The organism is Chryseobacterium lathyri, from assembly GCF_030812195.1.
Lineage (GTDB): Bacteria > Bacteroidota > Bacteroidia > Flavobacteriales > Weeksellaceae > Chryseobacterium > Chryseobacterium lathyri_A.
This window is the reverse complement of sequence record NZ_JAUSSF010000003.1, coordinates 211474-224441: the sequence shown is the minus strand read 5'-3', so window position 1 is coordinate 224441 and position 12968 is coordinate 211474. Positions and strand designations below refer to the sequence as shown.

8 protein-coding genes and 1 tRNA gene are annotated in these 12968 nt (G+C 32.8%); 4 read left to right on the top strand and 5 right to left on the bottom strand.

Annotated elements, in window-relative coordinates; genetic code table 11:
• Positions 1 to 16: 16 nt before the first annotated feature.
• Genes J2T03_RS16180 through J2T03_RS16170 form a run of 3 tightly spaced genes read left to right on the top strand, consistent with a single transcriptional unit; the run spans position 17 to position 6422 of the window.
• Positions 17 to 3280, top strand: a complete 3264-nt coding sequence (locus J2T03_RS16180; protein WP_307212629.1) for a SprB repeat-containing protein — start codon at positions 17 to 19, stop codon at positions 3278 to 3280.
• 26 nt (positions 3281 to 3306) lie between these two features.
• Positions 3307 to 4665, top strand: coding sequence for a PKD domain-containing protein (locus J2T03_RS16175; protein ID WP_307212626.1), 1359 nt, complete (start codon positions 3307 to 3309; stop codon positions 4663 to 4665).
• Positions 4665 to 6422 (top strand): hypothetical protein, encoded by a 1758-nt coding sequence (locus J2T03_RS16170; RefSeq protein ID WP_306843657.1) that lies wholly within the window; start codon positions 4665 to 4667, stop codon positions 6420 to 6422. Before J2T03_RS16175 ends, J2T03_RS16170 begins: the two co-directional genes overlap by 1 nt.
• A gap of 374 nt (positions 6423 to 6796) precedes the next feature.
• On the opposite strand, the gene J2T03_RS16165 is transcribed toward J2T03_RS16170, so the two are convergent.
• Together J2T03_RS16165 and J2T03_RS16160 are read right to left on the bottom strand one after the other, a co-directional pair.
• Positions 6797 to 7162 carry a helix-turn-helix transcriptional regulator gene (locus J2T03_RS16165; protein ID WP_273637280.1) on the bottom strand — a complete coding sequence of 122 codons (366 nt, stop codon included), beginning with the start codon at positions 7160 to 7162 and terminating at the stop codon, positions 6797 to 6799.
• Positions 7163 to 7510: 348 nt separating this feature from the next.
• A tRNA-Phe gene (locus J2T03_RS16160) sits at positions 7511 to 7583 on the bottom strand.
• 460 nt (positions 7584 to 8043) lie between these two features.
• Between J2T03_RS16160 and J2T03_RS16155 the strand changes: the two genes are divergently transcribed.
• Positions 8044 to 8610 (top strand): cysteine hydrolase family protein, encoded by a 567-nt coding sequence (locus tag J2T03_RS16155; protein WP_307221108.1) that lies wholly within the window; start codon positions 8044 to 8046, stop codon positions 8608 to 8610.
• Positions 8611 to 8929: 319 nt separating this feature from the next.
• On the opposite strand, the gene J2T03_RS16150 is transcribed toward J2T03_RS16155, so the two are convergent.
• The 3 genes from J2T03_RS16150 to J2T03_RS16140 all read right to left on the bottom strand — a co-directional run bounded on the left by J2T03_RS16150 (position 8930) and on the right by J2T03_RS16140 (position 12927).
• The gene (locus tag J2T03_RS16150) at positions 8930 to 9289 is read right to left on the bottom strand and encodes a tetratricopeptide repeat protein (protein WP_307212625.1); all 360 of its coding nucleotides are present in this window, start codon (positions 9287 to 9289) and stop codon (positions 8930 to 8932) included.
• 253 nt (positions 9290 to 9542) lie between these two features.
• Positions 9543 to 12155, bottom strand: a complete 2613-nt coding sequence (locus tag J2T03_RS16145; protein ID WP_307212621.1) for a carboxypeptidase-like regulatory domain-containing protein — start codon at positions 12153 to 12155, stop codon at positions 9543 to 9545.
• Positions 12148 to 12927, bottom strand: a complete 780-nt coding sequence (locus tag J2T03_RS16140; RefSeq protein ID WP_307212618.1) for a GLPGLI family protein — start codon at positions 12925 to 12927, stop codon at positions 12148 to 12150. The genes J2T03_RS16145 and J2T03_RS16140 overlap by 8 nt, the downstream gene beginning before the upstream one ends.
• Positions 12928 to 12968 lie beyond the last annotated feature (41 nt).

Genomic DNA, 12968 nt, shown 5'->3' with positions numbered 1-12968 from the left:
ACAATAAAATAAGACAATGAAAAAAATTTTATTACTACTATTAATAATAACCAATGTTTTCCTTTGGGGGCAAGGAGGTCAGGCAGAATATAAAGTGGAATTCAAAAATTTTTATGCTGTTTTAACACATAATATACAAAACGGTTCAAGCAACTCGCAGATTCATGTTTATATGTATTATGAAGATGGTTCAAGAGATGAAATTTTTTATAAGCCATTGTTTAATGATGATCCCAATAATCCTACGTATAACTTTTCTAATATTTACACAACAACTAAGAAACCTATAGGGATTCGCTATAATATATTTATAAATTGGATCAAACAAAGCTCAAATACTGAGGTTCACGAAGGAGATTATTTCCGGACCACAGATATATGTGCTCCAATACATGTTGAAGAGTACTTTCCTAATGCAGAAAATAGTGATCATTTTGATCCTCCGTTTAATTATGATCTCAGATTTCTTCCTGTACATACGCTTATATCTGAAACTCTTTCTGGTACGAATCAACCTAATACGGTTTTGCCTTCTGAGGACAAAATTAATTTATATGCAAGACAGGGATTTGCAGCCAATTTATATCATTATCAGTATAGCTTGGATAATATAACCTGGGTTGATATATCGCCTTCATTATCAAATCTCAACAAGCTAAGCGTTTCTGCAAAAGATCTTTTTGGAAATAATTACTCACAATATACTGGCCAGAACATTTACTTTAGAGTGGCTTCTTGTTTGTCCAACGGAGTTTATCAGTCTGTTTCTTCGCCTGTCGTTTTAACCATGATAAAATCTGCTCCACATGTGCTTTCAAATACAGTTACACCAACGAGATGCTCTGACACTTCAGACGGGAGTGTTACTTTAAATTTTGACCGTACACTCTTATCAGGGGAAACTTTAAAAATATCATTGATTAATACAGTTACAGGTGGTGCAATTCAATTACCTAATAACGGAAATATTACGGCTGATTTACAAACGGCTACATCATACGTCTTACAAGATCTTCCTCCTGGAACTTATAAGTTGGATATGTTAGGAACTTATGGAACCAATGCCACGTATACCGACAGCCCAAATCACACCATTAATTTTGAGATAACAAAACCCGCTCCGGTTACTTTTTCCATGACATCACAAACCAATGTGTACTGTTTCCAGGGAAGTGACGGGGTTATTAATTTAACTGCTGCAGGCGGGCAAAACCAGTTTCAGTATAAAGTAACCAAAGATGGACAGCCATTTTTGGATTGGACAAATTTCAGCAGTGGAAATACTACCCAGATACAGAACCTTGCAGCAGGAATCTATAAAATCAAAGTAAGAGATTCCAACTTATGTGTGGCCAAAGAAAATGGCGCAGAAAAAGAAATCACGGTTACTATTACTCAACCCAGCGCAGCGATTGCAATACCAACTACTGAAATTGAAATCTCTCAGCCTACAGGATATGGATTAAGCAATGGTTACATCTCTGTAAGGGTGATTGGCGGAACACCCAATACAGACGGATCTTACAATTTTGAATGGAGAAAAGACAGCCCCACAGGCCCGGTAATCACTACAGGAATTACCACTGATGTGGTAAATAACCCTTATACCATTAAATTAAGTGGGCTTGCGGCCGGAAACTATTATCTGACGGTAAAAGATAAAAATTACGCCAATGCTTCCAGCCAGTTAGGAAACTGCGGAATTATATCTCAGGAATTCATCATGCCTCAGCCAGAGCCGCTTGTGGTTACGATCCAGGTTGACAAACAGATATCCTGTAATATAGCTAATAATTACCAGTATAAGCCGGATTTGGATAACAACGGTGTTCCCGATGAAGCAGAAGATGGTATCCTTAAAGCTATTGTAACAGGTGGTGTAGGAACTTATACTTATCAATGGCAAATTTTAAATGGTGGGCTTTTCCAAAACATACCGGGAGCTACACAATCTACATTAAGCAATCTTACCACAGGGACCTATAAAGTATTGGTGAAAGATGCGAATAACAATACCGCAGATACACAATATACCTTAGTATTTCCGGCAGAACTGGCTATTACACTCTCTGCTAATACAATTGCCTGTTATAACCAAAGCAGTGGTCAGGTTTCCGTCGCCGCTACAGGAGGAACGGGTGGATACACCTATCAGTGGAATACCAATGATACGACACCTACGGTAACAGGTCTTTCGGCAGGAAACTATTTTGTTTTGGTTAATGATACTAAAAACTGTAAAGCAAGCGGAAGTGTCCAAATTCAAGGACCAGACCAGTTATTAATTAATGATTTATCCGTGCAGAACCCAATATGTTTTGGTGCCAATAACGGTGAAATTAAAATAGAGGTTTCAGGAGGAAAAGCTCCATACAATATTGTTTGGTCAAATGGAGTAACAGGACTGAATAATACATCAATTACTTCAGGAGTTTATACAGTTACAGTCACAGATGCTAATGGATGCAGTATTTTCAGAAATTATACGCTGACAGATCCGGCACAGCTTACCGTAGATTTAGGAAAGGACATTACATTGTGCTTAGGAGATACCCAAACTTATAATGTAGCAATCAGTGATCCGGCAGCAACCTATCAATGGAAAGATCAAAATGGGAATATAATTTCTACAAATCCGTCAATTACTTTATCTAATGCGGGAACGTATACTATACTCATTACAGATTCAAAAGGCTGTACAGCTACTGACAGTGTAATAATCAAAAACTCTTCAGAAGTTTTGAATCCACAGTTTATGCTGACCACCCATGCCTACAGAGAAGCAACCGTAGTATTGGTTAATACTTCTCCAACGCAGCCACAAACGGTAGAATGGGTCATTCCTGATACGCCGGATATCCAGATTATTAATAAAACAAAGGATTTCTTAGAATTGAAATTCTCTAAGCTTGGAGCTTATGAAATAGGTCTGAAAGGAACTCAGGGAGCATGCGAAAAAACATTCTATAAAAAGGTAATTGTTGAAGAAAATACTACAGGAGTAAACCTGAATCCTGATAAAGCCTCTAATGTTAGGGAGTTTACCATTCTTCCGAACCCTAATAACGGTGTGTTTAAAGTGTTGGTAGGCCTGGAAAAAGCAGCTATCATTAATATCAGAATTATTGATATGATTTCTCATGAAGTCTATCCTGCTACTAAATTGACTCCATCAACTTACTTTACAGTACCGTTCAATACGTCACTTCCGGGTGGATCTTATCTGATCATACTCGAAACAGGTAATGAGGCATTGGTAAAGAAAATGCTTGTACAATAATAACCATGACAAATTAAAATTAACAGATGAAATTTTACAAGAATCTAAAAACGATATACTTTTTTCTTATCGCTGTACTTGCATTTACATTCAATGCGTGCGTAGTGGAAGAAAGTATTCCGGTAGAGGCTGATTTTAGTATAAAAGTGATAAACGATGACTATTCCGTGCCTGTAAAAGTGGAAATTACCAATAAATCAACAGGAGCGGAGACCTATCAATGGTCATTTGAAGGAGCAACGGTTACGAGTTCCACCGAAAAAAGTCCGCAACCTATTACATATGCCAGTCCTGGAGTGTATAAAATAAAATTAAAAGCCTCCAATAAAGATGGAAATGTAGACGAGAAAGAAATTGAGGTAAAAGCTGATGCTGCGATGAATGTAGATTTCGAATGGCAGATGCAGGGAAGTGATATTTCTCCGGTAACCTTACATATGATAGACAAATCTTTAGGCGCTACACAATACCTTTGGGAGTTTGAGGGAGGAAGTCCTGCAACTTCTAATGCCCAAAACCCGGATGTGGTATTTACAACACCGGGCGACCATATTATTAAATTAACAATTTCCAATGGACTGGAAACTTATTCAACCCAGAAAACAGTTACCATAAAGCCGGCAATGACCATAGATTTTAACTGGACTGTTGATCCTATTGATAATGATTATCAGGCTCCGGTATTATTACACTTGAATAATATGTCGACTAATGCCTTTACGTATGAATGGACCATTGTAGGCGCTAATCCTGCAACTTCAACAGCGGTTAGCCCAGACATTAATTTACCGGCGGCAGGAACATATACGATTATTTTAAAAGCAATCAACGATAAAGAAACTAAGATTTTACAGAAACAGGTAACCGTTTTACCGGATGCCAATCTGTTATCATTTTCAAATATTCAGTTGGGAATAAGCAGTGCCAGTTCAACGGTAGGTTCTTTCTTTTCATCCGAATTGGGAACTGTGCTTAAGCAGAATGAAGTAAATGCAACCAATGGTTCCAAAATAGATTTTGCTTTTTTCGGATTGAATTCCTCCTTTATTTACAATCAGTTCGTATCGCCTGATGAAGTCCAGAATACCGGATTTTTAGCTCTTCCGAATGCTACTCATACTAAAGTAATCAACTCACAGGAACTGGTAGGGACACAGCTTTCTTCATCAGGGTTTGATGCTCTGGATGCCGGAAATGATTTTAATACCATTACCGTAACAGAAACCAATGCTGGAAAATCACCTTTCAGTAATTCTGTGGTTCCAAGGGTAATTCTTTTTCAGACATCTGATGGAAGGAAAGGAGCTGTTAAGGTTAAGAGCTTTGTGGCTAATGGTTTAAGCTCTTATATTTTGGTAGATATTAAAGTTCAAAAGCAGCCTTAATGATGAAGAAAATCTATATAAGAAGCTTCATGCTGTCCCTATTTGTTTCTGCCAGTGCCATGTATCAAGCACAGGAAGTAGATTTGGAAAATCTGGGAAAAAGAACAATGGAAGAGCTCAAAAAGAACCCTTTTAAAATAAGCGGCGGAGTTTCTGCCAATTCTGTTTTTTACAGCTCCAATGTATATAATGGAAGAGCCCCATTTACCTATTTTCTGAATGGAAATTTAAATTTAGGGTTGTATAAATGGTCTATGCCTATATCTTACAGTTTAACCAATCAGGGAAGTCAACTAGGATACCAGGTCCCTTTTAAATTCAACAGGATAAGTATTGCCCCAAAATACAAATGGATAAAGGCTTATATCGGGGACGCGAATATGACATTTTCTCCTTATACATTTAATGGGTTGTTATTTACCGGTGCCGGTTTGGAGCTGAATCCTAATATCCCTCTTAAAGTTGCTTTGATGACAGGAAGGCTTAATAAAGCTATTGAGGATGATGGTAATCCCAATACGATTCCTGCATACAAAAGAATGGGATATGGTGCTCATTTGAAATGGGAGCAAGAAAGATATAAAGTGGGGCTGATCGGATTTTATGCAAAAGATGATGTGGGTTCGCTGTCAGCAGCTCCGGATGTAAAGGGAGTGTTGCCACAGGAGAATCTGGTACTATCCATGACAGGAAGCTTTATGATCGATAAAAATCTTGAAGTCTTTGGAGAATATGCCAATACCGCCTTGGTTAATGATCTGAGGGCCACTTCAAGCGGTGCAGAAAAAAAAGGATTGGCAGCCAGGTTTCTTTCCCCTAATTCGTCTATGGAGAACTATTCTGCATATAATGGCGGAGTCAATTTGAAGCTTAAAAAAGGGATGGTAGGCGTAAAATATGAAAGAATAGATCCGGGGTACAAAACGCTTGGAGCTTATTATTTCAATAATGATCTGGAAAATATTACATTGAACTCATCTTTCACTTTATTGAAGGACAGATTAGCCCTTTCTGCTAATATTGGCAGACAAAGAGATAATCTCGATAACCAAAAATTTAAACAGACAAGCCGTTGGGTAGGGGCTGTGAATGCAAACCTGAAAGCATCAGATAAATTGATGGTTACTGCAAGCTACTCTAATTTTACCATGTTTACGAATAAACAGCTTAACCAGTTCAATACCATTAATAATAATCCCTTACTCATTCAACAGCCAAAAGATTCGATAGATTATAAGCAGATCTCACAGAATACTAATATTAATGTTAATTATATTATTTCCAGCAGTAAGGAAAAAGTACAGAATATCAATATCAACTATTCCCTAAACGAGATGGTCAACAGGGAAAACGGTATAGTAAGAAAAGGCGGCTTATCAAGATTTCATAACGCCAATGTCAATTATACGCTCGGATTCCCGGAAAGGAAAATGAATATTGCTACATCGGTTAATTTTACCCACATGTATGCCGCTTCCCAAAAATCAAACATCTGGGGGCCGGCATTAACAGTTACAAAGGCTTTTCTTAAAGAAGATAAATTGAAAACGAGTATTGGAGCATCCTATAACCATTCAGGAAGTTCAACGGCAAATATCAATGTCATGAATTTCAGGCTGGGGGCAAACTATATGCCGTGGAAGAAACATAGCTTTGATCTTGCTTTTATCCAGATGTTCAGAAATACAGACCAGGCGGTTGAAAATCCTAACTTAAATGAAATGACCTGTACTGTGGGATATAATTATAGTTTTTAATAGGATAATTCGATAACCTCAGTATTATAATAAAGGGTTTAAAATCAAAAACATTGCACCCGAGGATATGTAATGCTCGTGAAGCTATCCGGTTAGAATTTCGTAAAGAAAGCTGTCAATTTTCAAAGGCACATTCTTAAAATAATTTGTGAGATATTTTACGAATGTGCCCCATTATAATATTCATAATTTTCCTCTAATAGCATCTTTTCCCTTAATCTTATAAAGGTCTTTAATAACCTCTGAAATGGCCTTTATTACAATGATATATAAGGGTGTATATTTTGTACAGTAAGAAATAAAAAAAGCCCTTTTCTGTAAAAGTTGACCGCTTGGGAGGAAAGAAAGATAATAATTTTTTTTATAAGTCTATTTTACTGTTTAATTCTTTTAAATCTTTCCTTTGCTTCAATTTCTAAATTTACATAGTACTGTTCTTTTTCAGCAGTTAGCTTCTCTTCCAGACTGTAAGCTTCTTTGATTATTGATAAAATAAAGTCCAAAGGTTTCAATACAAATAGAGACTTAAAATCGATTTTTAATGATTGACAAACTTTGAATAAAATTTTCCAAGTTGTAGAACTCTCATATCTTTCTAGTCTGCCAATAGTAGTTTTATTTGAACCTATTAATAAACCCAAATCTTCCTGAGAAATTTTTTTTCTTAACCTTTCTACTCTCAGCATACAACCAATCTGTAAAGCTAAAGCATCAAGTTGCTCGTTACTATATTCTTGCATCTAGTAAAAATTCGAATATTTTCAATAATTATTCGATACAAATTTGTATCGAATAATTATTTTTATATATTTGTAAAATAAATGTACGGATAGATTTACAATTGCTATATGGCAAAAGCTATCTTGGCTTTATACAAAAGATCAAAATTTTAGCGTAGAAGCATTGAGGCGTTACTTTGATAGCGGGACTTTTGGAGAAATTCGGTTACCTAAAAAATTAATATGCTCAGGTAACCGAAAAGGTCACCTTCAATTTGAGAGAATTTGTCCTATTTTGATATATGATCAAAAAAATAACCCTCAAATTGCATGATTTGAGGGTTTTGTTAGAAATTGTCTCATTTCTTGTGGTTTCTCCAGGAATCGAACCAGGGACACATGGATTTTCAATCCATTGCTCTACCAACTGAGCTAAGAAACCTATTGTTTCGTTGTTTAACGTGGGTGCAAAAATAGAACTATTTGTAATATTGTGCAAGTTTTTTATAGTTAAATTTTAAAAGTATTTTGGAAGTGTATTTTTCCTGATATGTATTTGCTTACAAATCAATGCAGTCCTTTTATAAACATCTCTTTATTTTTTGCTCTTGAGTGGGAATCTCAGTTTTCCTGTTTTTAGACAGTAGCAGATCGAAAGAATTCATCGACCGTTGATCAGGGTTTTGGCATATATTTCTGACAGCTAAGTTCCAGACTTTTTTTATTTGATGATTGGTGATAATTCTTTAATACCCATAATTACATTTTGTTCGTTCCGCACAATTGATTGGGTATTTGTAGATTGGGTATTTATCATATATATTTACAAAATAAAAGATTGACAGGTAAAGTAGAAAACTTAAAATTTAACTATAAAAAATTTGCAAAATAATTTATAAATGATAAAATTAAGAGATAGAAGACCAGCCCTGCTTTTGATTGATATTCAAAAAGGATTTTTGGATGAAGAGTATTGGGGTGGTAACAGGAATAATATAAATGCAGAAAAGATCAGTGGAATATTGCTGGAAAAGTGGAGAGACTTAGGGCTATCTGTTTTTCATATCAGGCACAGTTCTGCGAATCTGAAGTCTAAATTGCATGAGTCGAATCCGGGTTTTCAATTTAATGATCATGTTCTGCCCCTACCTAATGAATCTGTTATTACAAAGAATGTAAACAGTGCTTTTATCGGAACAGATTTAAAAGAAAAACTGCAAGAGCAGAATATAAACACCTTAGTGATTGTAGGAATAACCACTAATCACTGTGTTTCAACGACAGCAAGAATGGCTGGAAACTTTGGGTTTGAAACGTATGTGATTTCAGATGCAACAGCAGCATTTGACAGGGTAGGGATAAATGGTGAAAAATATGATGCTGAACTGATCCATTTGACAGCCCTTGCTAATTTAAATGATGAATTTGCTTCTGTCTGGGATTCAGAAAAATTATTAAAAGAATTATAAAGTCTTATTTGTATTGAAGTATTTTTAAATGAAAGTCTACCACATAAAAAAACAAAAAAACCTCTAAAATAAATTAGAGGTTTTAAAGTGGTTTCTCCAGGAATATATGTTTTCTTTCTTATACCCTTCTAATAAAGGATTTAAAGAATTTAATTTTAAAAGGTAACCTAATATTCCACCGAGGAAATTTTAACAATTATTTCTCAAATCGTATGATACAAATGTAATAACTTTTTGATTTATGAACAAGTTTCTATATACTAATTTTGATTAAAATTAAATACTATCAAAACATTGATTTGCTATCTATTTTTCTTTCTTAAATGATAAGTTGAAGAGCGTCTTTCAGTTTGGATCCTTTGTCATATTGTTTAAGTGCTTCTTTGTAGTAAAAAATTGCTGAATCTTTTCTTCCTAATTTTTCATATACTTCTCCCATGTGAAAATAAGCTTCTGAAATAAAATGACCCTTTAGTGGTATGTTATACTGTTTTAAAGCTTCTTGGTTAAAGTTTAGTTTTTCCAACAATGTGCCATAATTTACATAAATTATAGATTTTAAATATGAAGTCGCACTATCCGTAGTTTCAAAGAACTTTTCATAATAATCTTTAGATTTATAATTACCTAATCCCTGATATGATATTGCAAGAAGGTAGTTAATATTTTCTCCTTGCACTTCATCTACAATATTTTGGGTTAAGGTATTCAGCCACTCTAAATCAATGATTGCCCCTTTATAATCTTTAAGCTTCTCTAATTTTATCCACCCCTAAAGCCTAAATGTTTTTTAGGGTTTAATAAAACCGCTTTATCAAGTAATTTAATCCTCCGTTGTACGGACTACAATTTAACAATGTATATAATGAAAACCTATCAAGAATGAAAAAGCAAGAGTGTAATTCATGCTTTATTCTTTAATTTATGAATGATTAGAAACGATATTTTACAGAAGCTAATAAATATCTCGGAACTAATTGAATTCTTGATGTAAAATTAGTATAATTATTTAAAGTTGTATAGACATATTCTTTTTCATTTAAAATATTATTGAATATTATACGATAAGAAAATTTACTATCAATAGGGTTGTAGCTTAGAACTAAATTGTTAAAAGAATATTTTTGAGAGAAAATAAAATATAATGAATTATTAGATTCTGCTAATAATGTTTTTGATATTTTATAATTGACATTTAAAAATAAATCTTTTGTAATATTTGTGCTTTTTATGTCATTAAAAATAGTTTGATTATAGTTATATGAAAATCCGAAGTCAAAGTTCACAGGAATTTTAAAATACGTCGTAGCTGAATATTTTATCTTGTTTGCATAACCTTTAGACATTGAGAAATTATTAGAATTAACATTTATAGGATTGGAATTCCAAATGTTGTTAGTTTCAATTCTTGATGAAATATTTAGCTTACGAATGTAATTAGTAAAGCTGAAATTGAAGTTATAGCTTTCACCCCCAAAAGTCTGTTGAAATGAGTTGAAACTGAAATCATTTGTTATTATACTTTCAGTATTGAGTATTGATTTAGATTTTAAATAAAATAGGGTAGTATTGATTGAAAATCGTTTGTCGTCAATATATATGTAATAAGCAAAAGAGGCAATACTGTTTTTTAATGGGGTCTGATAGTTTGTTCCTCTCGAAAAAGAACGGTAATCGGTTAGCTGGTAATCATCTGTTAACTGATTAATTTCAGGCAAGGTACTGTTTTCGGAATAAGACAAAGTAAAACTGCCTAACTTTGTTTTTTTGATATTTAAATAGATGGAAGGATTTATCAAGAAAATGTTTTTGTGAATGTAGTTGTAATTATAATTGATGTTTTGGAAGCTAATATTTCCTGTTATATCAAATATTTTTGAAAAATTAAATCGAATTGAATTGTCAGAAATTATTTTGAATTGATTAAGTTTAACATGATTACTGTAATCAGTAGATAATAATTTATTCTTAAACAATTCACTATTGTATTCGGCTTGTAAACTGTTTGTTATGTCAAGTCTTTTTAGTTTAGTAATTAATTTAGTTTTAATTCCTGAATACAAAATATTATTACTTGCAGTTTGTAATAAGTTGCTATCGGAGTTTAAATCTAAAAAAGAGTTTAATAATGGTGAAAATATATTTGTCTTTTCATTTACTCTATCACTTCCAAAATAAAAATAATTATTAAGTACTTTATTAGATGATAGCTCGTAAGTATGATTAAAATGGTTATAAAAAGTAGAATTTTTTGATTTTGAGGATTGATTAATATTATCAGAATTAAAAATTAAGTCGTTACTCGTTTTATTGGGATTGTCTTTAAAAATAAAAAGATTGGTTATATAGTTTTTATCGTTGGGATAGTATTTTAATTCGAGTTCTGCTGATGCTAATGTTTTTCCATTTTTATAAAAATTATTTTCTGTATATGAAATAGGATTATTTCCAATATTAAATATTGTTTCGGAAGAGGAATTTTGTTTTTGTTTATCATAAGTCAGATAGACAACACCTCGTAAAGATAAATTCTCTTTAAATTTGCTTGTAAAACTTAATGAATTTAAAAAAGCACTATTGAAAATACTTTGCGTTTTAGCAAAAAACTGAGATTCATTATTGGCAATACCGTATAAAGGTTTTGTTTTATATTCAAAACGGTCATTTCCAAATTGACTGTTTTCCAATACATTACTTGTTATTAAATCTGTTGCTTTCTCCCCAAGATTATTATAATCTCCAAAATAGAATAGTTTAATTTTCTTTTTTAATAGCCCTAAATTTAAGCTTTCTTTCCATCGGTTTTCAGATAATACACCACTTCCTAGGGTGATATTTCCAAACCAAACGTTTTTAAGTCCTTTTTTTAATTTCAGATTAATAGCAACTTTGTCTGAGTTGTTTAATTTTTTTAAAATTGGGTTGTCTTCAAAATTATCTATAATTTGGACTTCATCTAAGGTTTTAGAATCAAGATTCTTAGATAATAATTTGTAGTTTTTATCCAAAAGGTCTTCTCCTTCAACAAGAAGTTTTTCAATCTTTTTTCCGTGAGCTTTAATAGAACCATCATTTAAAACTTCAATGCCCGGCAGTTTTTTTAAAATATCTTCTACTGTCTGTTCTGTCTTATTTCCAAAACTTGCTACCTTTATAGATGTAGTGTCTTGATTTATTTTTACTTTTTTCCCTTCAAGTATTACTTCTTTTATCGTTTCAATTTTGTCTTCGAGGACAACATCTTTTAATATTACAGATTCTGGGTTAATTTTAATTTCTTTTGGTGCATGGTCTAAACTGGATATTTTTAATGTTACCATACCATTAACTCCCTTTTTATCAAAGTTTAAATTATAATACCCCTTTTCATCAGAAAAAGAATAAGCAATTGTTTCATCATTATTATCCAATATTAAAACAGAAGCACTTTCAATACCCCTGTTTTGATTATCTGTTACTTTTCCTTTTATTAGAATTTCCTGTGAAAATGAAAATGAAAATACAAAAAAAAGAATGATAGAAAATATTTTTTCAGTCTTACTCACACTCAACAAACATATCTGATATTTTAACTCCTTCTAGCTGTATTTCAGGATAGCTTTGTTTAGCAATTCTGTTTTTTTCTATAAGCCTATCAAGTTGGTCTTTTTGGAATTTTTTAAATTCTGTATATGTTAAAAATTTCTCTTTTACAGGAATGTCTAAGTATTTTGTTTCTTCTTTCGTATTTGAAGGATATTCAATACTTTTTGCTTTCCAATATACAAACTTGCCTGTATCATATGCCTCAAGAATTAATCCAGGTAATCCTTGCAGTTTCCATGGACCATATGGCAATGGAATTTCAGGGGTAAACCATGCTGTATAATTTCTCCCTCTAAAATTAACTGTTGCTATTTTACAGGTAAATTTCCCTATTTTTTTAGTTTCTTTCCCTATTTTCCAATTGATTATAGGTGTAGTTTCCTTTACATAAACCTGTTTTTTATATAGTAAATTAGACCACATCGTTTTTTTTGCCAAATGATTAACTACTTGGTCTCCTTCTTCACTCATTTTTTTACCGTTATAGATGCTTCCTCCTCCTTCGTCATTTGTAAATGTCTTTTGGTCTGACCTATCAGCCGCTTTTTCTAAACTTTCTTTTGCGGTGACGTAATAAGATGATTGTTTATTAAAGACTAAATATGATTCACTTTCAGGTGCTTTAGCATTTCCAATGGTAAGAGCATGAAAATAGCCATATTTTACATACCCTTTTTGTGAAAAACAAAAAATTGAAAGTAGTATAAAATTTATTAAAAATATTTTTTTCATAATAATATATTTAAGGTTCTATAAAATGAATTACAGAACCC